The organism is Holdemanella biformis DSM 3989 (genome assembly GCF_000156655.1).
GTDB classification, from domain to species: domain Bacteria; phylum Bacillota_I; class Bacilli_A; order Erysipelotrichales; family Erysipelotrichaceae; genus Holdemanella; species Holdemanella biformis.
Genome location: NZ_DS996841.1, coordinates 525,431 through 547,194 on the forward strand (window position 1 = coordinate 525,431; position 21,764 = coordinate 547,194).

At 31.6% G+C, this 21,764-nt stretch carries 21 protein-coding genes and 2 tRNA genes; 12 read left to right on the forward strand and 11 right to left on the reverse strand.

The window, feature by feature from the left end; all coding sequences use genetic code 11:
- The 3 genes from EUBIFOR_RS04090 to EUBIFOR_RS04100 form a co-directional block, all read left to right on the forward strand.
- Positions 1 to 218: hypothetical protein (locus tag EUBIFOR_RS04090; protein WP_003864679.1), on the forward strand; the 218-nt coding region annotated here is incomplete at its 5' end.
- A 76-nt stretch (positions 219 to 294) separates the two neighbouring features.
- The gene (locus EUBIFOR_RS04095; RefSeq protein ID WP_003864680.1) at positions 295 to 852 is read left to right on the forward strand and encodes a DUF3267 domain-containing protein; all 558 of its coding nucleotides are present in this window, start codon (positions 295 to 297) and stop codon (positions 850 to 852) included.
- A gap of 567 nt (positions 853 to 1,419) precedes the next feature.
- On the forward strand, positions 1,420 to 2,523 hold the full coding sequence (locus EUBIFOR_RS04100; protein ID WP_003864683.1) for a restriction endonuclease subunit S: 1,104 nt from the start codon (positions 1,420 to 1,422) through the stop codon (positions 2,521 to 2,523).
- Here EUBIFOR_RS04100 and EUBIFOR_RS12115 read toward each other — a convergent pair.
- The 6 genes from EUBIFOR_RS12115 to EUBIFOR_RS04130 all read right to left on the reverse strand — a co-directional run bounded on the left by EUBIFOR_RS12115 (position 2,516) and on the right by EUBIFOR_RS04130 (position 10,809).
- On the reverse strand, positions 2,516 to 3,700 hold the full coding sequence (locus EUBIFOR_RS12115) for a restriction endonuclease subunit S (RefSeq protein WP_050755935.1): 1,185 nt from the start codon (positions 3,698 to 3,700) through the stop codon (positions 2,516 to 2,518). The two genes, EUBIFOR_RS04100 and EUBIFOR_RS12115, sit on opposite strands and share 8 nt — an antisense overlap.
- 4 nt (positions 3,701 to 3,704) lie before the next feature.
- Positions 3,705 to 5,270 carry a type I restriction-modification system subunit M gene (locus EUBIFOR_RS04110; protein ID WP_003864685.1) on the reverse strand — a complete coding sequence of 522 codons (1,566 nt, stop codon included), beginning with the start codon at positions 5,268 to 5,270 and terminating at the stop codon, positions 3,705 to 3,707.
- A gap of 9 nt (positions 5,271 to 5,279) precedes the next feature.
- Positions 5,280 to 5,870: a restriction endonuclease subunit S gene (locus EUBIFOR_RS04115; protein WP_003864686.1), complete on the reverse strand. Its 591-nt coding sequence runs from the start codon at positions 5,868 to 5,870 to the stop codon at positions 5,280 to 5,282.
- Between the two features lie 88 nt (positions 5,871 to 5,958).
- Complete coding sequence (locus EUBIFOR_RS04120) at positions 5,959 to 8,769, reverse strand: type I restriction endonuclease subunit R (RefSeq protein WP_003864687.1); 2,811 nt, start codon at positions 8,767 to 8,769, stop codon at positions 5,959 to 5,961.
- A 41-nt stretch (positions 8,770 to 8,810) separates the two neighbouring features.
- Positions 8,811 to 10,601, reverse strand: coding sequence for a DUF262 domain-containing protein (locus EUBIFOR_RS04125; RefSeq protein ID WP_003864688.1), 1,791 nt, complete (start codon positions 10,599 to 10,601; stop codon positions 8,811 to 8,813).
- A gap of 1 nt (position 10,602) precedes the next feature.
- The gene (locus EUBIFOR_RS04130) at positions 10,603 to 10,809 is read right to left on the reverse strand and encodes a helix-turn-helix domain-containing protein (RefSeq protein WP_003864689.1); all 207 of its coding nucleotides are present in this window, start codon (positions 10,807 to 10,809) and stop codon (positions 10,603 to 10,605) included.
- Between the two features lie 350 nt (positions 10,810 to 11,159).
- Between EUBIFOR_RS04130 and EUBIFOR_RS04135 the strand changes: the two genes are divergently transcribed.
- The 5 genes from EUBIFOR_RS04135 to EUBIFOR_RS04155 all read left to right on the forward strand — a co-directional run bounded on the left by EUBIFOR_RS04135 (position 11,160) and on the right by EUBIFOR_RS04155 (position 15,290).
- Positions 11,160 to 11,582, forward strand: coding sequence for a helix-turn-helix domain-containing protein (locus EUBIFOR_RS04135; protein WP_003864690.1), 423 nt, complete (start codon positions 11,160 to 11,162; stop codon positions 11,580 to 11,582).
- 398 nt (positions 11,583 to 11,980) lie between these two features.
- The gene (locus EUBIFOR_RS04140; protein WP_003864691.1) at positions 11,981 to 12,343 is read left to right on the forward strand and encodes a type II toxin-antitoxin system PemK/MazF family toxin; all 363 of its coding nucleotides are present in this window, start codon (positions 11,981 to 11,983) and stop codon (positions 12,341 to 12,343) included.
- A gap of 112 nt (positions 12,344 to 12,455) precedes the next feature.
- On the forward strand, positions 12,456 to 12,638 hold the full coding sequence (locus EUBIFOR_RS04145; RefSeq protein ID WP_003864692.1) for a helix-turn-helix domain-containing protein: 183 nt from the start codon (positions 12,456 to 12,458) through the stop codon (positions 12,636 to 12,638).
- Between the two features lie 14 nt (positions 12,639 to 12,652).
- Entirely contained in the window at positions 12,653 to 13,936 is a 1,284-nt protein-coding gene (locus EUBIFOR_RS04150) for a hypothetical protein (RefSeq protein WP_003864693.1), read from the forward strand.
- 1 nt (position 13,937) lies between these two features.
- Entirely contained in the window at positions 13,938 to 15,290 is a 1,353-nt protein-coding gene (locus EUBIFOR_RS04155; RefSeq protein WP_040466141.1) for a tyrosine-type recombinase/integrase, read from the forward strand.
- Between the two features lie 255 nt (positions 15,291 to 15,545).
- Here EUBIFOR_RS04155 and EUBIFOR_RS04160 read toward each other — a convergent pair.
- The 3 genes from EUBIFOR_RS04160 to EUBIFOR_RS04170 all read right to left on the reverse strand — a co-directional run bounded on the left by EUBIFOR_RS04160 (position 15,546) and on the right by EUBIFOR_RS04170 (position 16,445).
- Positions 15,546 to 15,622, reverse strand: a tRNA-Arg gene (locus EUBIFOR_RS04160).
- 107 nt (positions 15,623 to 15,729) lie between these two features.
- A complete protein-coding gene (locus EUBIFOR_RS04165) occupies positions 15,730 to 16,356 on the reverse strand; it encodes an HAD family hydrolase (protein WP_003864695.1) in 627 nt (208 codons plus the stop codon).
- A 12-nt stretch (positions 16,357 to 16,368) separates the two neighbouring features.
- Positions 16,369 to 16,445, reverse strand: a tRNA-Arg gene (locus EUBIFOR_RS04170).
- Positions 16,446 to 16,536: 91 nt separating this feature from the next.
- On the opposite strand from EUBIFOR_RS04170, the gene uraA reads away from it, so the two are divergent.
- Positions 16,537 to 17,790 carry a uracil permease gene (uraA, locus tag EUBIFOR_RS04175; RefSeq protein WP_003864696.1) on the forward strand — a complete coding sequence of 418 codons (1,254 nt, stop codon included), beginning with the start codon at positions 16,537 to 16,539 and terminating at the stop codon, positions 17,788 to 17,790.
- 35 nt (positions 17,791 to 17,825) lie between these two features.
- On the opposite strand, the gene EUBIFOR_RS04180 is transcribed toward uraA, so the two are convergent.
- Complete coding sequence (locus EUBIFOR_RS04180; protein WP_003864697.1) at positions 17,826 to 18,371, reverse strand: DJ-1/PfpI family protein; 546 nt, start codon at positions 18,369 to 18,371, stop codon at positions 17,826 to 17,828.
- A gap of 63 nt (positions 18,372 to 18,434) precedes the next feature.
- Here EUBIFOR_RS04180 and EUBIFOR_RS04185 point away from each other — a divergent pair, with 63 nt between their 5' ends.
- Positions 18,435 to 18,956 carry a DUF308 domain-containing protein gene (locus EUBIFOR_RS04185; protein WP_040466142.1) on the forward strand — a complete coding sequence of 174 codons (522 nt, stop codon included), beginning with the start codon at positions 18,435 to 18,437 and terminating at the stop codon, positions 18,954 to 18,956.
- Here EUBIFOR_RS04185 and EUBIFOR_RS04190 read toward each other — a convergent pair.
- The gene (locus tag EUBIFOR_RS04190) at positions 18,934 to 19,746 is read right to left on the reverse strand and encodes a Cof-type HAD-IIB family hydrolase (RefSeq protein ID WP_003864700.1); all 813 of its coding nucleotides are present in this window, start codon (positions 19,744 to 19,746) and stop codon (positions 18,934 to 18,936) included. The genes EUBIFOR_RS04185 and EUBIFOR_RS04190 overlap by 23 nt on opposite strands.
- Positions 19,747 to 19,813: 67 nt before the next feature.
- On the opposite strand from EUBIFOR_RS04190, the gene EUBIFOR_RS04195 reads away from it, so the two are divergent.
- Both EUBIFOR_RS04195 and EUBIFOR_RS04200 read left to right on the forward strand, forming a co-directional pair.
- Positions 19,814 to 20,242: an RrF2 family transcriptional regulator gene (locus EUBIFOR_RS04195; RefSeq protein WP_003864701.1), complete on the forward strand. Its 429-nt coding sequence runs from the start codon at positions 19,814 to 19,816 to the stop codon at positions 20,240 to 20,242.
- A gap of 65 nt (positions 20,243 to 20,307) precedes the next feature.
- Positions 20,308 to 21,585 (forward strand): O-acetylhomoserine aminocarboxypropyltransferase/cysteine synthase family protein, encoded by a 1,278-nt coding sequence (locus EUBIFOR_RS04200; protein WP_003864702.1) that lies wholly within the window; start codon positions 20,308 to 20,310, stop codon positions 21,583 to 21,585.
- Positions 21,586 to 21,764 lie beyond the last annotated feature (179 nt).

Sequence of the window (21,764 nt, forward strand, 5' to 3'; positions counted from 1 at the left end):
GTACTAGAAAATACGTTCATGATGAAAACAAGAAAAAACCATGGAAAAGAATGCAAAGAGAAAAAAATAGTGTTGAAGATTTGAATGAATTATCAATTGTTGGTGATAATGATGGAAATCCAGAACCTAGATGTTCTATTTCTAACATTATCATTACGACTATTTCAGTATCATTAGTGTCTATTTCATATTTTACTACTAGTCCAGAGCAGTGCTAGTTAACTGGACGTATTCTTGCGTTTATTCGAATCGCTGTTCCAAGTTCGCATAGAAGCGTAGAGAGGATTTATGTGTATGGTAGAAAAGTTTTATGATAATAGAAATTTTAAAATACTTAAAATAAACAAAAAAACAGAAAATATTTGTATGTTGATCATTGTGTTATGTATATTGCTACTATTGATATTTTTTTTAAAGATTAAAAGATTTTATATTAATGATATAGGCTTATTTTTTTCTGCATTTGGAGCTGTGCTTATTTCTGCTTTTCCTTTTAGTATTGTACATGAATATATACATTTGCTATCATATCCGAAAAAAAGTAGAAAAAAAATAATATTCAAAATGAAGAACTTACAACCGATAATGTCTGTTGAAAGTGATGCGAAGATGAGTAAGTGTAGAACTCTAATAATGTTAATATCTCCGACGCTTGTCTTGGCAATTATTCCTATTTTTTTATCATTCATTATAAAAAAATTGATTCTTATGACTTTTCTTATCTTTTTTGGCTTTTCAAGCTTAGCAATGTCGGTAAGTGATATATATTTTTTTATTGTTATATTGTTAAAAATGAGAAATAATGAACTTTTTTATCAAGAAGATAATAAGATTTATATTTTTAAAAAATGAAGTTTTTTAGGCTGTTGTTCCGTACAACAGCCTTTTTTCATAGCTCTGTCAGCAAGCAGAAACAGTAACTATCCACAGTTCAATAAATTGAGAGTAGTACCAAAAGATGACAGTGAAACTACAAATGCCTTTCTGTCACAGTCACTTGTTCTATCAAAAGACAGAACATTAAACACAGATGGTAAAACAACATTCAATATCATGAAAGATAGAATCACAGTAGTAAATGAGAAGATAGATTATTCTAAGAATGGTCATAGACTTTATTGACTGAATACTATTGTTGGAGACATCAAGAACAATATCATTGGCATTTACCATGGTGTACGAAAGACAGATTTGCCATTATTTTTTGGAGAACAGGAATACAGATTCAATCATAGAAATACAGGGAAGCAGATGATGGATAAAGTAGCTAAATATATTTCTAAATCTTATCCAATGACCCGTAAACAAATTACGAATGCTTTGAATGCTGCTTTTCCTATTTTTGCTCAATAGTGAATCTTATGGTCAGTTATGTAAAAAATCATCCTTTACGCATAAGATAAAGGATGATTTTTATTAATGGTTCCTAATTTGAGATTCTCTTCATTCGCTGATCCATTTCGTATATATACCCTTAAAGAAGTGTTACAACGAATTTCATTTCCGGTAACTGTTGATGAAAATAAATTGTATTATCAAATTGGTATCAGATCTCATTCCAAAGGGATTTTCTACAAAGAAGCTGAAATTGGAAGACAAATTGGAAATAAAAGAATCTTTTGGATTGAACCAAATTGTTTGATTCTTAATATCGTATTTGCCTGGGAACAAGCAGTTGCAAAAACTTCTGAAAAAGAGGTTGGAATGGTAGCTTCACACAGATTCCCAATGTATAAAGTTTTAAATAATTCATTAGATTATATTGTAGATTTCTTTAAAACAGAAAAAGGTAAACAACTTCTTCAAATGGCATCACCTGGTGGAGCTGGAAGAAATAAAACATTAAATCAAGATTTTTTTCTTAATAGCAAAATTTATTTACCTTCATTAAATGAGCAATTAAAAACTTCAGAATTAATAGAGCTAATTGAAGATAGAATTGAAACTCAAATTAAAATCATTGAAGATTATAAAGTTTTAAAAAAGAAAATTAGTAAACAAGTTATCGGAAGTCAAAAGCCGAACACTCACATTTATGAATGTTTAGAAAATAATAGTTCTTCATCAAAAGAATCTGATTTTGATGAATATACAGAAGGCCAGTTTCCTATATATGGAGCTAATGGAGTCATTAAACATATTAATTCTTATTTAATTGATATTCCATCTATATCCATTGTTAAAGATGGTGCAGGTGTTGGAAGGACAAGATTTTTATATGGAAAATATACAGTAATAGGAACATTAAATTACTTAACATCAAAAAATGGATATGATCTTTTGTATTTATATTATGCATTAGATAATTTAGATTTTACTAAATACATCGTTGGTTCGGGTATTCCTCACATTTATTTTAAAGACTATAAACGTGAAATGATTTATATTCCAAAAGATGAAAAGACGATAAACAAAATTGTTAGATGCCTATCGTCTTTGGATTTGCTAATACATAACGAACAAAATTTACTATTGTACTTAACCAAACAAAAAGAATATTTATTAAATAATATGTTTATATAAACATGTTATTCAAAAGGTAACTCTTTTCTTGAAAATAGGAATTTAGAATTGCCTTTTCATTTTCTATTTTTAAATCAAGAGATTTAAAACAATTAACGATTTTTTGTTGCACTTCTAATTGTGGACACCAAATTTTAAAATTTAAGAATTCTTTTTCAGACAGTTCCTTTTGCCCTGTACCATTAGCTTTATAGGATTGAGAATTCAAATAGTTATTGTTGGATATTTGATAATAAAGAAAATCACTATAAATGCCTTTGATTTTAAAACTCATAATAGCATTAGAGCAAATGCAATTGTCAAACTGTTCTGTAACAATGGCTATACTACCATTAAAATAATTTTGTTTACCTATAATTAATTCACCTTTATGTCTCACATAAAACGGCCTAGTATCTGCCATTTCTCTATTTAATTCAGAAAAAGCTAGCCCTTGATTATTAAGCTTAACAGTTATTTTTTTATAGCAAGATGTATCAACTGCTGTTTTATCACCTTCTATTAAATATTCAAATAAATAATGATTTGATAATTCTATTTGTTGTAATTTGAATAGTTTATTACTTATTCCGTTTTTTACAGTCAATAAATCATCAATGATTTTAATTTGAACTTCAATTTTTTGGTCGATTAATTCTAGAAATCTTGCAATTTTTCTTTGTTCCATTATCGAGGGTAAATGAAATTTTACGGAGTTAACTAAATCACTACTAATATTTTTAACAACTCCACCTGCAGCTGTTGATTTATATTGATTTTGTACAACATCAGATGATAGAAGCTGGCATAAATATGTCTTATCTATATAGTTTTGATAATCACGTATCACGAACCAACCATCATGAATAAAGCCATCTATTTCTAAAATGTATGGCTTTCCAAAACTCATTGAATTAGAAAGAATTATGTCTCCTTTATATACTGCTCGAGATTTTTTAGAACCTTCTTTATTGATTCTTTCTTTGCAGAAAAAGACTCTATTTCCAGTAGAAGGCATATCACCTATTTTTATCCAATTCAGGCCACTTTTATCGGTTGTTACGTAGTTGATAATTGGACGTGGTGAACTTCCTCTGTATAGTTTCATTACATGTCCAAAAGATGTGTATACTAATTGTTCGTTGAATTCTCTAAATCTCAAATTAGGAACATTTGGGTTTTTATTTTTCTTATCCATAGCATTAATCCTCCAAAAGTCCAAGTTCTTTTAAATATACATCAATTTCTTTATCTAACTCATCACGCTTAGCTTCAAGTTCTTTGATTTCTTTCATGACAGCATGAATATCGATTTCTTCTTCCTCTTCAAATGTATCTACATAACGAGGGATGTTTAAGTTATAATCATTCTCAGCAATTTCCTCTAGAGATGCACAATGAGCATATTTTTCAACATCTTTACGTGCTAAATATGTATCCATGATTTTTTGAATATTTGCATCAGTTAATCTATTTTGATTTTTACCTGATTCAAATTCTTTTGAAGCATCAATAAAGAAGATATCATCATGTGTTTTACATTTTTTAAATACAAGCACACATGTAGGAATGGATGTACCAAAGAATAGGTTTGCTGGTAATCCAATAACTGCATCTAACCAGTTCTTTTCTTTGATTAAATATTGTCTGATAATTCCTTCCGCAGCACCTCTAAATAAAACACCATGTGGTAATACAACAGCCATAGTTCCTGCATCATCTAATAAATACAACATATGTTGTACGAATGCATAATCTGCTTTTGACTTTGGTGCTAATTTTCCATACGCACTGAATCTTTCATCATCCAAAAATTTAGGATCTGCAGACCATTTAGCACTATAAGGTGGATTTGCTACTACTGCATCAAATCTCATTTTCATGTGTTCCTCATTTGGATGTTCAAGTGTATCGTTATTTTCAATATCAAAATGATTAAATGGCACTCCGTGTAGTAACATATTCATACGCGCCAAGTTGTATGTTGTTGATACTTTTTCCTGTCCATAGAAAGATACAACATCTGTTTCTTTGGCAACGCGTAACAATAATGATCCTGATCCACAAGTAGGGTCATATACATTTTTTAATTTTGACTTACCAACAGTTACTAATTTTGCTAATAATTTTGAAACCTGTTGTGGTGTATAGAATTCTCCAGCTTTTTTTCCGGCAGATGCAGCAAATTGTCCAATTAAGTATTCATAAGCATCACCTAAAACATCAATTTCGGCATCTTCATAATGAAAATTAATGTCATCAATTTTTAACATTACTTTTGCAATAAGCGCACTTCTGTCTGCTTCACTTTTCCCTAATTTTGATGCGTTTAAATCCATATCATCGAACAAGTTTTCAAAATCCCTTTGAGAGCCTAATCCTATTGTTGATTCAGTTAAATCATTGACTGCTTTTGCTAACATTGAAATATCAAATTGCTTGACGTTGATTTTATCAATTAATGTTGACCAAAGATTAGCTGGTTCAATTACATATCCTAATCCACCTTCATCATCAACTAATGCATCAATAATATCCTGTTTGAAATCTTCATCTTTCCATGCATCAGCATAAGAAATATCGTCGTCTTCTAATTCTTCATCTACAAAATTTGAAAGCTTATCTGATAGATAACGATAGAAGATTAATCCTAAAATGTAATTTTTAAATTCTGAAGCATCCATGCTTCCACGCAAATCATTTGCCATTGCCCATAATTGAGTGTGTAATTCTGCTTGTTGTTTAGCTTGAATTTCTTGTGTTTCCATAATGTCCTCCTAAAGTATATTTTCAATTTTTTTATTTAATAATAGTTGTTTCAATTCAATTAATCTTCGTTCATAACGATTTTTTCGAATTGATTGATAATAGATTTTACCAATAAGGATTTGTTTGTTTATTGGCGGTAAATCCAAATCTAAATCTCTTATAACATCCAGGGTTATCATTTTTACGTATGATTGTCCTTGCATACTACTTGTAAGTTGATGCTTCATTATTGAATTTTCATTAAATAGCCAAGCAAAGTAATAAGGATCTAAGAGATTTGTATCATTGATTCGAACTAGACAAAAATTAGAAAGTAATAAACTATTTGCGCGCTCTTTTGTTATTACCATAGCCATCTGCGAAGATAAACCAATAACGATATCATTTTCTTTTGTTAGTAAACATTTATCAACTTTTTCTATGTCAATTTTAGAAATGATTTCATCAAATGAAGAATCATCCTTTCCACAAATATAACTCAATTCCTGCATACTAATTGTTGATATTTGTTTAAATGATTGAAGTTCAGATTTTGGCTTTACTCTTGTAAGAATAGTACCTAAACTAATTTCTGACAAATCGGAAAGTTTTGTACTCATCGTTTAACCTCCTTTGCAACTTACATAAATAGCATAATCAAAGAGAGATAAAAAGTCAATAAAAAGTGCAATTTATTTATATTGCACTTTACATATATTTAATGACAACATCTTTTATAAATTGAGTAATCGTATTTGTTATAGAATTTTTAGCTCTCATACTAGAAGAAAAGTTATTTTCTTCTTTTTCTCGTTTAATTACATCTTTTGTAAGATCAGTTTTAATGTCATTTTTATCTACAAATCCACCAAACTCATAATCACCAATTAATCTATTAATTTTAGGTTCTGGTATTTGGTATTTTGCAGCAACTTCTCGTATTTCATTGGTACGTTGCTCTTCCATATATTGATTATATTCATATTCAAAATCAGCATCAGGATCCATCTCACTTGCAATACTATCGATAAATCCATGGATCAAATCTGATTTCATATATAGCTCTGGATCAGTTGCAGATTCAATCATCTTTTCAATTTCATCTAAAGTTTTACGACGTTTTTCTCTAGATGGTTCACTTACAGCATTTTTAATTAGCTCTAAGATATAATGAACGTTGATTTTATCATTTCTAAGAAGTTCAATATCGAAACTTACGTCAGAAAGAATCGATGTTTTTTGCTGATCTGGTCGAATATCTCGATAGATTTTTTTATATTTACTTACAAAATCTTCATATAATTGATTTGACATCCCAAGTTCATCTTCAGTAAATTCAAACTCGTCAAATGTTTTTAATTTAACCATTAAGCGAACTAATTCACGGAATAATAACACAAATTTATATTCTTCCTGTTCGTCTCCACCATGTTCTGCTTCTTCTGGAGAAGGAGTATGTTTTAATAGTTCTTCAACGGCTTTTCTAAACTCATCTCTATAATATTCATATGGTTTCATTAATACTTCATCAGCATTATCTGTCAATGAGAACAACTTAACCGCATCGTCAACTGCCTTTTTATTTGTTTGAAAACACACAATGTTTCCATATGGCTTATTAGCTGTTTCAATACGATTTGTTCTTGAAAATGCCTGGATTAGATCATGATGTTTTAATCTTTTATCAACATATAAAGTATTCAATCTTTTTGCATCAAATCCAGTTAAGAACATATTTACAACTAATAAAATATCTAACTCTGTATTTTTTACTTTTTTTGATACATCTGTAAAATATGCAGAGAAAGTATTGGTACTATAATTTTTATCAAACATTTGATTATAATCTTTGATCATTCTTTCAAGTGAATCACGAGAATGTTCTGTTTCGAGTTCTCCGTCTTCATTTGCACCAAAAGTAAAGATTCCGGCTATTTTTAAATCAGTATTACGCTTTTTAAATTCATCATAATACTTAATAAGCATTGGAATACTACGGACAGTAAAAATAGCGTTGTATCTTCTATTGTTAGTTTTAGAATTATGTATTTTTAAAACATAATCAACAATGTTAGAAATACGCTGATCATCCATTAAAACTTCTTCAGTATCAATAGCTTCAACTTCTTCATCATCCTCAATATCTACAGTTGAACTAATTGTTCTAACATAATCAACATTAAAGCCCAAAACGTTTCCATCGGCAATGGCATTTTTAATCAAATAATGATGGACTAATTTTTCAAAAATGTCTGCTGTAGTTCTACCATCCTGACTGGCATTTTCTGCAAAACGAGGTGTCCCAGTAAAGCCAAAATACTGTGCTCTTGGAAACTTTTTCTTTATCATTTTATGCATTTCACCAAATTGGGATCTATGGCATTCATCTATGATAAAGACAACCTTTTTTCCATCAAAGCGATCAATAACATCCTGATACTTATCATTTTTACATGCATTAGACATCTTTTGGATTGTTGTAAGAATAATCTTCTTTGAAGAATCTTTCATTTGAGCAATCAATGTGTCAGTACTATCGGTCATATCAACTGTATCTTTCTGGAAACGATTGAATTCTTCAATGGTTTGACTATCCAAATCTTTTCTATCTACTAAAAAGAACACTTGAGCAACTTCTCGGTTTGTACTTAATAACTGACTTAATTTAAAAGATGTTAATGTTTTTCCAGAACCAGTTGTATGCCATACATAGGCATTGTTATTTGTTTCATATGCTCGTTTCATTAATTCTTCTACTGCATAATATTGATATGGTCGCATGACCATTAGACTTTTTTGTGTATCATCTACAACCATATATCTAGAAATCATCTTAGATATATGACATTTAGGTAGGAAATCTAATGCAAAGTCATATAAATTATCTATACGATTATTATTTTTGTCTGTCCAATAGAAAGTGTATTGGAAGTCCATTTCTTTATCACTGTTTGCAAAATATTTAGTATCAATTCCATTGCTGATAATAAATATCTGAACATATCTAAACAGGTCATTAAGCGAATGCTTTTTATAACGAATCACTTGATTAAAAGCTTCTTTGAAATCAATACCTCTTCGTTTAAGTTCTATTTGAACAAGTGGCAGTCCATTGATAAGTAAAGTAACATCGTATCTATTTTCATACTTTCCGACCATAGTTACTTGATGAGTGACCTGAAATTCGTTTTTGCACCACTCATTATTTTTAGTGTTAAAAAGTTCTATGTATTGTGTACTGCCATCATCCATTGTAATGTCTTGAAGACTTCTTAAGGTTTTAGAACTTCCGTATACACCTTTCCCTTGAATTTTTACTAATAATCGCTCAAATTCTTTATCAGACAATTCATGGCCATTTAACCTTGAGGCATTATGTTTATTGACTTGCTTTCTAAAATTCAAGTGCAAATCATCAATATCATTAATTTCAACAAATTCATATCCATCTGCACATAACTGCTTTATTAAATTATCTTCTAAAGTTTTTTCACTTTCATATCCTAAATTACTGCTCATTTAATATCCTCTCCAATCTCAAAGCTTTAACATTAAGGATTCTACAAACTAAAATAATAATCTCTTATCTTTTGTGACATTAGATATCTTCTTTTGGCTAAAAATTCATAATAATTGTTAACATCGTAATTTACAAATTCGTCGGGAATGCAGTTTTGTTTGAATGATTCATTTAATTGTTCTTTAGTTAATATTCCACCAATAACCGATTTTTTAGATTCTATTTGTTCAAGAATTTTTGTCATATAAATATTTGGTGCATCATCTTTTATTTGAATATTAATTTCAGATTGAGTAATAGCATAATTTGCAATTTGATTGTATTCAGACCTAGAGTTGTGACCGTTTCTTTGTAAATATTTTTTAGGGAAAAGATGATGAATATCTCCTCGGTTAGAAATTAATGCGCCTACAGTAATTTGGCTTGATAAAAAACCTTTATCACCTGAATGCACCTGAGCCATTAAATACAGTTTAAAATACGGACTACTTGCAACGGATGTGTTTAATCTTTCAGGTAGTATATGTTCCCAATAGGCATCTGATAATTGTCCAAGTTCAACACTCTTTAAATATTCCTCTGGGTCATTTGTATTAAAACGCTTAATATCATAATCAAACATGGATTCAGGAGAGCCAGAATATCTTCCTGTAAGAATTGATAATACAAGCCATTTTCTTACTACTGTTTCTATAGAGTTAGGATGAACACCTTTATCTCTAAGCAAGATGAATAGTGCATATGCAAAATTTAAAGCATTATCAGATCTGATTAAAGAAGCATCAATAATTCCAGCTGATTTCAGAATCATCATATAACGATCGTAATTTGTTTTATTAACAAATTTCAGCACACCATCATGCAATCTATCGTAAGATTTTTCCGCAATTTCTTCTTCATAATCACGTGTTTCAAAATTTCTTCCAGATAATAAATTCACTAAATCTGATAATTTTCCTCTATGAAATTGTGAAGTGAATGCAACACGTAAAATATCAGTATATGCAGGAGAATAGATATCATCTGTATTATTAACAATCCAAGTGATCTTATTGAATTCCTCGAGTTTTGAAAATTCCAGATCATTAGCTTTTATTGCTTCTAAATCCATAGGTCTTTGATTTAGATGACAAAAATAATCAATTGTTTTTCTAATAATATCTCCACCATATTTTTCATTTGAAGATATTTTGCTCATTGCAAAATCAGCTTGAGATAGAACTGTGCCTTTTGAATTAATACGAATAAAAATATCTGTCACTGTTTCAATATCTAATTCTTGATTTAATTCAATAACACCAATACTGTTTCCTAAAATTCCTTTCAATTTAACAAGTGTATTGTTAATATCTGAAGGATTTGAATCGTTTTGGTTGCCATACTGTATAGCAAAATTGAAACAATTGAAATCAGGTTTAAAAACTTCAGATATATCATTGATATATTTACTGTCCTTTTCAAGCGCCGGATTACAAACTTCAAATTTTTCATCAAGTGGATTAAATGAAATTCTAATCGGAATTTTTTTATATTCCTGATTAACTACTTCTTGCCCAGTGATTGCTGCAGTTAGAGCTGTAATTCGTTGCTGCCCATCAATAACAATTTTTTTACCATTACTAAAAGTACCGTCTTTTAATTTAACGTCTGGATTTTTCCATATTATTATGTAACCTACTGGATAACCTTTATACAAAGAATCCATCAAATCTCTTACTTTACTGGCTTCCCAAACAAATGGTCTTTGCATTTCTGGAATTGCAATTTCGCCACTATTGATCCAAGAAATAATATTTTCAACAGAATGATTATTAACACTATACTTCGCCATTTTATTCTTCCCCAACTATCTCTACAATATCATCAAATGTACAATTTAATGTTTTACACATTTTAATTAAAGAATCCATTGAAACTGTTTGATTCTTTGAAAGTTTTGCTAATGTTCCAGGAGTCAGCCCTGCAATCTTCGCAAATTCAGTTTTCTTCATACCTTTATCAATTAATAATTTAAACAATCGATTATAACTAATTTCCATATGATTAGACCTCTTTCTTTATTTTCAATTATAAAGGAAATTACCATGAACATAAATATAAATATCACATTTTTGTGATATTTTTTTATTTTTTGCTTATCTTGTCTTAGCTATTGATGAACTAACATCACCATGCTCTAATAATGTTAATGGTAAAGAATCGAAGCCCTCCTAACTCTTTTCGTTTTTGAAAAGAGAATAGATTTTTAGAATACAACGAATTGGTACAGATCTCTGTTTCAGACAGTTGATCTGTTTTTTTTATCCCTTTCAAGGCTAAAAAAAGCCTTTTTTGTGGACTTTCAAGTGAAGGGGAATTGTTTCTCCTTCACAAAAGGAGGAATAATTAAATGTATAACTATGGTTACGAAAAGAAAAAGTATTTAGAAGAAAAAGAAAAAGAAGAAAACTTACTACGATTATTAGGATTTCCTGAATGGAAGATTCAGTACCTTCGAGAACTAGATGATTTTGATTTCAACAAAAATCGCAGTTTTCACCGTAATGAATCGCCAACTGAAGTAAAATTTTTTCTAAATGAACCTTCTGAAGATTGTATAAGTGAATATACATGGGAAGATGTACTAAATGGAGTAAACGATGCCGTTGTTTATAAGCATTTGAAAAAGTGTGATCCTGTCATGCAAAAAATCATTGTAATGTTGAAAAACAAGTATTGTGTACGGGAAATTGCTGAAGATCTACATATGACGACTAACGCTGTTTATAAAAGAATCGAAAAATTTTCAAAAAAATGTAAAAAGAGAGGCTAATAATTAGCAATTTCAAGGACTATCTAGTGAAGGGGGATATACATATCTTCCTAGTAGCTCTTTGAAAACAGCATAACAACTATTAGATACAACACTTATATATTCGAGCTGTTTCACTACTGCGCGATGATGTTTTTAACGAGCGATGATACTTTAGATTGATAAACAATTTTGCTGATTGTGCCATGACAATATATAAGATAATGATACTTCTAGCGACAGGCCCACGCGTAAGATGGGTTGGTGCGATGCCAATGAAAGATAATTAGCAACTATCTTGTCTAATAGGATTCCTTTGTTTTCGGGTAATCAGGTGATAAATAGAAAACACGATAAATATTTTATTTTTAAACATCAACCGGGACTTGCTCCCGGTTTTACATAAGGAGTGAATCGAAATGAAAGTCAAAAGAGGAGAAGTTTATTTAGCAGATTTAAGTGATGCATCTGGATCAGAACAAGGTAAAGTTCGACCTGTTGTAATTATTCAAAATAATCGGGGTAATAAATATAGTCCAACAACCATTGTGGCTTGTTTATCTTCCAAGATTTATACAAAACATCATTTACCAACACATCATCTTTTACCGGAGAGTATTGGATTGAAATATAAATCCATGGTCATGTGTGAACAGATTCGTGTCATCGATAAAAGTCGTTTGCAAAAGAAAATTGCTACTGTAAGTAGAGTGGATATGTTGGCAATTGATCGTAAAATCAAAATCAGTTTGGATCTACGTTTACATAGCCAAAGAAAGTAGCATTGGTTATGTACCCTTTCCTTTTGGAAGCAGTCCTTTCCCAGCTGCTTCCTTTTAATTTGTAGGTGAGAATTTCTGTTTTAAAAAATTTATAGTAAGGAGGAACAAAGCGATGAAACCTGTTATATGCGAAAAGAAGACGTATACAGTTGCTGAAATCATGGAAATACTTGGCATTGGAAGAACAGCAGCCTATGACTTAACAAAAAAAGGGTTGTTTAAAGTAATTCGTGTTGGCAAATTACTTCGTATTAACAAAGAATCCTTTGATCAATGGTTTGACAGTCAACAATAAAGGAGGAATGAGGGATGGCTGTAATTTTAAAATTGGGAAAGAAATATCAAATTACTTACGAAGTAGTCACACCTACAAAGGAAATAAAGTCAATCAAAGAAATATTCGATAATTATGAAGATGCAGCTAAACGAAAAGAATTATTAGATGGTGAGACATGTATGTTTTCCCCAGATAGTTTGTTTGTAGATGTAATGAAAGATTGGCTAAATGATCCATACTTTGTTGAACATATTCATAAGCATAGAGAAGCAACTAAAAATTTTGAAACGTATTTACTAATTCATCTTGGAACAACCCATGTTTCAGAAATCAATGTAGATTACGCGCAAAGTTTAATTGAAAAAATTGGTGCAACTCAAAGTGTGAGATCCAAAAAAGGGTTATCTACCAAAACAATAAGGTCATGTAAATTACTATTATCGGAAACATGTGATCATGCGATTCAATTAGGTATTATGGATTCCAATCCTTTTATTAGTATTCATATCACAAATCCATCTACACACAAAAAAGAAAAGAAATCAGTGGATTGGACATATGAAACCATGCTTCAGATTTTTGAAGGATGTAAAGAAGAAAAACTATATGTCATCATGCAAATTATATTTGCGACAGGCTTAAATGTTTTTGATGTAGTAGGACTTTCCTGGTCAGATTTTTATAAAGGTAAAGGTGGTGCCTATATTCGTTCAAACAAAAGTCTACGAAGATTGGCAAGATCTTCTGTTGGTTTGATTCCAAAACAACAAATCATTCAAGAATATTCAAATGAACCATCAACTCGAACAGTGAATGTACATTATTATAAAGAGAAACAAGAACTTATTCACATTCCAGATGCTTTATATGAATTATTATCTCAATGGAAAAAGCGCTGCAATTCAATTTATCATTTTGATACAAATCCTGAATCACTTATGTTTACTACACATGGCATTGCCCCCTATGATGATCGACTTATGTTAAAACATATGCGCCTAACCACAGATAAATTAAAACTACCTCGACATACTTTAATGGGTTTAAAAGCTTTTTCCAACAAAGTTTACGTAGATGGAAGAAGTTATCGTGATGTTTATTATTATGAGCATAGTAATATTTCTTTTGATTACAGTGGATTAACCGCAAAAGAAAAAGCTGTAAAGATAAACAAAGAATTCACAAAATCTATGAAAAAAGAATTACCTGATAAAGACAAAAAAGATGCTGTGGATTTAGTAAAACAACTTAGTGAAGATAAAAATATTCGTAAGAAATTATTGATGAAACTATTAGAAATTGAGAGTGGTGAATAAAATGGCATCCATACAAAAACGAAAGGATAAATACAATGTAGTTTATTATTATGCGGATAAATATGGAAAGCAAAAACAAAAATGGGAATCCTTTAGAACGTTACGAGAAGCAAAAAAACGTAAGGCAGAAGTTGAATTACAACAAGCCAATCGAACCTTTATTGCACCAAGTACTACGACTTTAAATGAATTCTGGCCAAGATACGTGGATCTATATGGATGCAATAAATGGTCAATATCTACTATGGAAAAGAATACGGCCTTATTTACAACATATATTTCTCCATATTTAGGGCATTATAAACTGGATGAAATTCGTCCGATAACCATTGAGCAATATTATGCAAATCTAAAAGAAAGTGAAAATACAAAGAAGACAGGAAAAGTATCCACTCGTGTTGTTGCTGAAGTCCATAGAATCTTACGATGTACATTTAATGTTGCGGTAAAATGGGAATATATTTCCAATAATCCATTTTTAAAAGTGGATACGCCCAAGCATGATTATGAAAAGCGAGAAATATGGACAGCCAATCAGATTGCCAAAGCACTTGAAGTTTGTGAAGATCCAAAATTATCCATTGCCATTCAACTCGCATTTGCCTGTTCTTTAAGAATGGGCGAAGTGCTAGGTTTGACTTGGGACAATGTGCATATTAGCGAAGACGATTTTGCGTGTGGAGATACACACATTTATATAAAACAACAATTAGAACGTGCCCGTACGGATGCCATTGAAAAATTGAACAATAAAGATGTACTATTCATCTTTCCTCAATTTGAAAAGAAAAAAAATGCAACAAGACTGATATTAAAAACTCCTAAAACAGATAGTAGTGTACGAAAAATATGGTTACCAAATACATTAGCTTGTTTCTTGAAACAATGGAAAGAAGATCAAAGTAAATATAAGGAAGCCTATGGAGATGCTTATCATGATTATAATCTTGTAATATGTCAGCCAAATGGGATTCCGTGTGATGGAAGTATTATTCGTAAAGGTCTATCCAAATTAGAAAAAGAAGCTGGACTTCCCCACGTTGTCTTTCATTCTTTGCGCCATACTAGTACAACCTATAAATTGAAATTAAACAATGGCGATATAAAAGCAACCCAAGGAGATACTGGGCATTCTCAAGCAGATATGGTCATGGATCTATATAGTCACATCTTAGATGAAGACCGAAGAGTAAACGCACAAAAATTTGAGGACAGTTTTTACAAACAACATATAGAAAACTATGTTGATGTTCCACAGGCAAATAAGAAAGTCGACATAGATAAAGTACTTGAAAAAATCAAGCAAGATCCTGATTTATTACAGCTTCTAATAGCCACTTTGAGCGGTGATTGAATGATGTTTATTAGCACGTGACGTATCGTTTGATACGTCCTGTGCCACAGGGTCCTATTAAATGGCTATTAGAAACTCATTAGATGACCCCAAAAATGGCACTAAAAAGTTCGGATTCAATAAGAGCATCCGAACCTTGCTATTTATTTGGTTTTGTGTAGAAAAAGAAGTTGAATTTTCATATCAAAGATATACATTTCCAATCTAAAAATGGTAAACAAAAAAGCGGAAAAATCCGCTTAAATAAAGGCAAAATGGTGCGAATATGGCGATTCGAACGCCAGGCCTACGCTTTAGGAGAGCGTCGCTCTATCCAGCTGAGCTATATCCGCATTTATTAATATTTTACTACAAAAGGCCGCCTCTTGTTTAGGAATTTGACCTCCTGTTTAGGAGGCGAATGCTCTATCCAACTGAGCTACTGGGACACATCATGATTTTAACACAATTCTGTAAAATCAACGATTGTTTTTACATGGTTTTTTTCAAACACCTTTTGATTGTTTGGATTTACTAAACCAATACACTCAATATTTAATGATCGAGCTGTATTGATCGCATACATCGAATCCTCAAATACAATCGCACTTTCTGCAGTTGTATTTAAATCCTTCAATACATACTCATAAATATCCACTTCTCTTTTTGACATCTTCAATTCATCTGCAGAATATACATTTTCCATATATTCCAACATACCAAGTCGATCTAACACTTTTTCAGATAATGCTCTTGTGTTTGATGTTAATACAGCCATCTTTTTATTTTCTGAAGCACACTTCTTTATATAATCCAAAGCACCCTTCTTTGCCTCAATATGATACGCATATTGATTTAAAATATCTTCATTTACTTCATTGAACATCCAAGCCTCATCTTGTTTAGTATGAAATCTTTCTTTGATGTATGTTAAAACCTCTGAAAATTTCATCGTAAAAAAGATTTGACGAGCCTCTTCCATACTCATATACAAATTCATCTTTTTAAATAAATGAATGATGGCATCTTCCCATACATGCATCGATTCAATTAATGTGTCATCTAAATCAAAAAGTATTGTTTCCATATTTCTCCTAAATGGCGCGCCTGACAGGGCTCGAACCTGCAACCGCCAGAATCGGAATCTGATACTCTATCCAGTTGAGCTACAGGCGCATTACCCGATAATTATAGCCTAAATTAGTTTCATAATCCATTAAAATGTGGTATAAAAGTTAAGGTATATTTTAGGAGGAGAATATTTTTCATGGCAAAACGAATTATTCAAGTTGAAGAAAAAGTACCCGCAAATCTGCTGATACCATTAAGTATTCAACACATGTTCGCAATGTTTGGAGCCAGTGTATTAGTACCATTCTTATTCGGTATTAACCCAGCTATCGTACTATTCATGAATGGTATCGGAACATTGTTGTTTATTTTTATCACAAAAGGAAAAGCACCAGCCTATTTAGGAAGTAGCTTTGCCTTCATTGCTCCCGCAAATATCATTATCGCAAAATTTGGATATCCATACGCATGTGGTGGATTTGTTGCGGTTGGTTTTTGCGGATGTTTATTGGCAATGATCATCAAGAAATTTGGAACAAAATGGATTGATATCGTACTACCATCTGCCGCAATGGGACCCGTTGTTGCATTAATTGGTCTAGAATTATCTTCATCGGCTGCAAATACAGCTGGAATTCTAGGAGATAACATTGACCCTAAAAACGTGATTGTTTTTGCGGTTACACTTGGTATGGCCGTAATTGGAAGTGTATGCTTCAAAAAATTCTTAAGCGTTATCCCAATCTTGATTGCCGTAGTTACAGGATATTTAACTGCTGTTGCCGTAGGTATTGTTGACTTTACTCCAGTCCTTCAGGCAAGCTTTATCTCAATTCCAAACTTTCAAGCACCAAAATTCAGTATGGATGCCATTCTAATGATGCTTCCCGTATTATTAGTTATCGCATCAGAACACATTGGTCACCAAATCGTTACAGGTGAAGTTGTCGGAAGAAACTTAATTGAAGATCCAGGACTACACCGCTCTTTATTTGCTGATAACTTTTCAACAATGATTTCAGGTTTAATTGGATCTGTTCCAACTACAACTTACGGAGAAAACATTGGAGTTATGGCAATTACTGGCGTATACAGCGTACAAGTTATTGCTGGAGCTGCCATCCTATCCATCATCTGTTCATTCATTGGTCCATTATCTGCATTGATTCAAACAATCCCAAATCCAGTTATCGGTGGAATTAGCTTCTTACTATACGGTATGATTGGTACAAGTGGATTAAGAATTCTAGTCGACCAAAAAGTCGATTATGGAAAAAGCGTAAACATGATCTTAACATCTGTTGTATTCGTTGTTGGACTTAGCGGAGTAACAATTCACTTAGGAAATATTTCCTTATCAGGAATGGTACTTGCTTGTATCACTGGAATGATCATGTCTTTACTATTCTATATTTTTGAAAAATTCCATTTATTAAATGAAGAAGCATAAACTAAAAATTGTCATCATTCACGATGACAATTTTTTTAATGCTTCGCATCATAATAAATTGATGCTTTTACTTTTTCTGTATGTTCTTTACCACAAAGTTTTTCTAGAATCGCAAACGCAAACTCAATACTTGCTGCTGCACTTACACCCGTAATGATATTTCCGTCTGTAATGGCATAAGCATATTGGTATTCACCACCAAAATCTTCATCCATATCTTTAAAACAAGTATATTTCTTACCTTTTAAGATACCTTCATGACCTAAAATTGTTGGAGAAGCACAAATAGCTGCTAATACTTTATTTTCGGCAAACTCATGAACTAATTTTAATACTTCTTCATTCTTTTCTAGCTTTTGATAATGTGGACCACCAGGCAAAACTAAACAATCCACATTGCTAAAGTCATATGTGTTCATTGGAAACACACTCGAATAGGTTATGCCAAAACGACCCGTAACCTGTTCTTCATTGTTGACACCAATCATATCCACATCAAGTCCACCACGTCTAAGTAAGGCAATGGGACCCATAGCTTCTAATTCTTCAAATCCAGTTTCTAATAATACTGCTACTTTCATGTTCGTCACCTCTTTAGATTTAGTATACAACAGACTATAATAATTGTGAAAGGTTGTGATTATATGAAAGAAACAAAAACAGAAGCTATATCATCAGCAATTCTATGCATTCTATCCGGCTTAGTCTTATGCATATTTAACGTCTCCATATTAACAACAATTACGCGAGTTATTGGATGTATCTTTTTAGTCATTGCGATTCTATTTCTTTATACATATTTCAAGAAAAGAAATAGTACAACGCTAACAACACTTATATTAAGTATATTCCTATTATCTGCAGGCTTATATATGAGTTTAGACCCTAAGAAATTTATCAGTATTTTACCTATGCTTGTAGGAATTATATTGATTATTAATTCCCTATCTCATTTTCAAAAAGTATTACTCTTAAAAGATAATGGATTTGAGCAATGGAAAGTCAATCTTGCAGGAGCTATATTCATTCTAGTCATTGGTGTTGTATTACTTATGAAACCCATTCAATCCTTAGACTTTATTTTCTCTTTAACCGGATCTTTCCTTATACTAAATGGAATTCTTATCTTTTTGGATCAATATTTTATACAAAAAACGAATTTATAAATCGAAGCACGCCCTGCTCATTATTCGCATAGTCGCTAATATATTTAGCGGCTTTTTTTGCCTGTGCACTCCCATTTTTCATTGCAACGCCATATCCACAAGAAGCTAGTAAATCCACATCATTTCCATTGTCTCCAAATGCCATTACACTAGAGATTGATACACCCTTCTTCCTACATATATATCGAATGGCTTCAAGCTTACCTACATCCCTTTTACATAGTTCTGTACCAAACTTTCCTACATCATAAAACCGATATTCTGGATGTTGTTTTTTTAACTTATCAATTTGAATTCCCACAAAACAAACCTTGTCATACAACGCTTCATTTAATACAACATCCGTTTCAAATTTCGTTTTTTGTAATGATTTTATGTAATGTGAATCCAAAGGAATAAGTGAAAATATCTTTTTAACTGCATCCAAAATAGAAACACCAAACATTGTATATCCCCCATTTTGCCAAACATAACTAATCATATGATGTTTCTTTGCTTCTTTTACCAATTCTTTTACTTCATCTTTTGAGAGTCGTGTAAAACTCTTCATCTCTCCATCTAAAAAATCATGTATTTCTAAACCGTTCGAACTCGCCACAAAACCATTGTATTCTCTTAATTTTATTTTTCCGATAACCTCACCTAATTCTTCATAGAACCTTCCAGTCACAATGCCAACTACAATACCCTTTTGTTCAAATTCAATTATTTTATGAATTGTATCTTTGTCAATATGTTTATGCTTATCATACAAAGTTCCATCTAAATCAAAAGCAATAATTTTAGCCATTTTTACCTCTTTGCTAGAAAACCTACTAAATATATATTATTATAATAGAAAGAAAAGGGGAATAAAAATGAAAATATCAACTAAAGGACGCTATGCCCTTCGCTTACTTATAGATTTAGCTCAACATAATGATTCAGGTTTTATAACACTAAAAGACATTGCCGCAAGACAAAATATCTCCAAAAAATATTTGGAACAAATCGTACCCATTCTTACCAAGAGCCAAATGGTTCAATCCAATCGTGGTTTTCAAGGTGGCTATAAATTAGCCAAAAATATCGACCAAATCTGTGTATATGATGTACTTGTCGCAACCGAAGGAAATTTATCTTGCGTTGCCTGCCTAGATTCAGATGTAAATACATGTCCTAGAAAAGAAGATTGTGCAACACTTTATATTTATGAAGGATTAAATCAAGTGATTAAAACCTATTTAAAAGGAATCACACTCCAAGACATTTTAAGTCACGAACAAAGCTTTGATTATATAATCTAAGCTTTTCTTTTACTTTTTTTAAAGATAATATTACAATAATGGATAGGAAATGAGGTAAATTTATTATGAAAACTGAAACAAAATGTTTACATGCCGGATACGAGCCAAAAAATGGTGAGCCAAGAGAAGTTCCAATTTATCAAAGTACAACTTTTAAATATGATTCAAGTCTTCAAATGGGAAGATTATTTGATTTAGAAGATAGTGGATATTTCTATTCACGCCTTCAAAACCCAACAAATGATATTGTCGCAAGTAAGATTGCTGCATTAGAAGGTGGTATTGCTGCTATGCTTACATCAAGTGGACAAGCTGCCAACTTCTTTGCGGTATTCAACATCTGCGAAGCTGGAGATCACCTAATTGCTTCAAGTGCTATCTATGGTGGAACATACAACCTATTTGGTGTAACAATGAAGAAAATGGGTATTGATTGTACATTTGTTGACCCAGAAATCAGTGAAGAAGACCTTCAAAAAGAATTCAAGCCAAACACAAAATGTGTCTTTGGAGAAACCATCACAAATCCAACTGTACGTATTTTTGATATTGAAAAATTTGCGAAAGTTGCACATGCGAATGGAGTTCCATTAATTATTGATAACACATTTGCTACACCAATTATGTGTCAACCAATCCAATGGGGAGCTGATATTGTTACTCACTCTACCACAAAATATATGGATGGACATGCATCTTGTGTAGGTGGGGCCATTGTAGATAGTGGTAATTTCAACTGGCTAGAACACGCCGATAAATATCCAGGACTAACTACACCCGATGAATCGTATCATGGAATTGTCTATGCTGAAAAATTTGGTAAATTAGCTTATATCACAAAAGCTACAAGTCAATTGATGCGTGATTTAGGATCGATTCAAGCACCTCAAAATGCATATTATCTAAACTTAGGACTAGAATCATTAGCTGTTCGTATGAAGGCACATTGTCAAAATGCACTAGCTGTAGCTAAATACTTAGAAGCCAATGAAGATGTTGCATGGGTAAAATATGCAGATCTTGAAAGTGACCCTCATCATGAATTAGCTAAAAAATATTGTCCAAACGGAACTTGTGGTGTATTGTCATTTGGATTGAAAGCCGATCGTGATCAAACTGAAAAATTCATGGACAGCTTAAAACTTGCTTCTATTGTAACCCATGTTGCCGACGCCAAAACTTGTCTATTACACCCAGCAAGTCATACACACCGTCAAATGAGTGAAGAACAATTAAAAGAAGCTGGTGTTGCTCCAGATTTAATTCGTTTCTCTGTCGGTCTTGAAGATGCACAAGACATTATCAACGATTTACAACAAGCACTAGACGCCATGAAAGCATAGTCTTTTACAGAATGGAATTTTCCATTCTGTTTTTTTTCGAGTATAATAAAGTGTATACAAAAAAAGGAGTTGTTTATATATGCCAATCAACATACCCGATGCATTGCCCGCAAAAGACATATTAGAAAGTGAAAAAATCTTTGCGATTGAAGATAAAAGTGCACATAGACAAAGAATTC

Excerpts from the sequence above, each read along its gene's own strand:
- EUBIFOR_RS04180 (WP_003864697.1), bottom strand. The coding sequence starts at position 18,371 with ATGAAAGTAGCAGTATTATTAGAAACTGGATTTGAAGAATTAGAAGCT.
- EUBIFOR_RS04115 (WP_003864686.1), bottom strand. The coding sequence starts at position 5,870 with ATGAGTACAAAACTTTCCGATTTGTCAGAAATTAGTTTAGGTACTATT.
- EUBIFOR_RS04190 (WP_003864700.1), bottom strand. The coding sequence starts at position 19,746 with ATGGCTAAAATTATTGCTTTTGATTTAGATGGAACTTTGTATGATAAG.
- EUBIFOR_RS04125 (WP_003864688.1), bottom strand. The coding sequence starts at position 10,601 with ATGGCGAAGTATAGTGTTAATAATCATTCTGTTGAAAATATTATTTCT.
- EUBIFOR_RS04185 (WP_040466142.1), top strand. The coding sequence starts at position 18,435 with ATGAAAGAAACAAAAACAGAAGCTATATCATCAGCAATTCTATGCATT.
- EUBIFOR_RS04130 (WP_003864689.1), bottom strand. The coding sequence starts at position 10,809 with ATGGAAATTAGTTATAATCGATTGTTTAAATTATTAATTGATAAAGGT.
- uraA (WP_003864696.1), top strand. The coding sequence starts at position 16,537 with ATGGCAAAACGAATTATTCAAGTTGAAGAAAAAGTACCCGCAAATCTG.
- EUBIFOR_RS04150 (WP_003864693.1), top strand. The coding sequence starts at position 12,653 with ATGGCTGTAATTTTAAAATTGGGAAAGAAATATCAAATTACTTACGAA.
- EUBIFOR_RS04200 (WP_003864702.1), top strand. The coding sequence starts at position 20,308 with ATGAAAACTGAAACAAAATGTTTACATGCCGGATACGAGCCAAAAAAT.
- EUBIFOR_RS04155 (WP_040466141.1), top strand. The coding sequence starts at position 13,938 with ATGGCATCCATACAAAAACGAAAGGATAAATACAATGTAGTTTATTAT.
- EUBIFOR_RS04095 (WP_003864680.1), top strand. The coding sequence starts at position 295 with ATGGTAGAAAAGTTTTATGATAATAGAAATTTTAAAATACTTAAAATA.
- EUBIFOR_RS04135 (WP_003864690.1), top strand. The coding sequence starts at position 11,160 with ATGTATAACTATGGTTACGAAAAGAAAAAGTATTTAGAAGAAAAAGAA.
- EUBIFOR_RS04120 (WP_003864687.1), bottom strand. The coding sequence starts at position 8,769 with ATGAGCAGTAATTTAGGATATGAAAGTGAAAAAACTTTAGAAGATAAT.
- EUBIFOR_RS04110 (WP_003864685.1), bottom strand. The coding sequence starts at position 5,270 with ATGGAAACACAAGAAATTCAAGCTAAACAACAAGCAGAATTACACACT.
- EUBIFOR_RS04165 (WP_003864695.1), bottom strand. The coding sequence starts at position 16,356 with ATGGAAACAATACTTTTTGATTTAGATGACACATTAATTGAATCGATG.
- EUBIFOR_RS12115 (WP_050755935.1), bottom strand. The coding sequence starts at position 3,700 with ATGGATAAGAAAAATAAAAACCCAAATGTTCCTAATTTGAGATTTAGA.
- EUBIFOR_RS04140 (WP_003864691.1), top strand. The coding sequence starts at position 11,981 with ATGAAAGTCAAAAGAGGAGAAGTTTATTTAGCAGATTTAAGTGATGCA.
- EUBIFOR_RS04100 (WP_003864683.1), top strand. The coding sequence starts at position 1,420 with ATGGTTCCTAATTTGAGATTCTCTTCATTCGCTGATCCATTTCGTATA.
- EUBIFOR_RS04145 (WP_003864692.1), top strand. The coding sequence starts at position 12,456 with ATGAAACCTGTTATATGCGAAAAGAAGACGTATACAGTTGCTGAAATC.
- EUBIFOR_RS04195 (WP_003864701.1), top strand. The coding sequence starts at position 19,814 with ATGAAAATATCAACTAAAGGACGCTATGCCCTTCGCTTACTTATAGAT.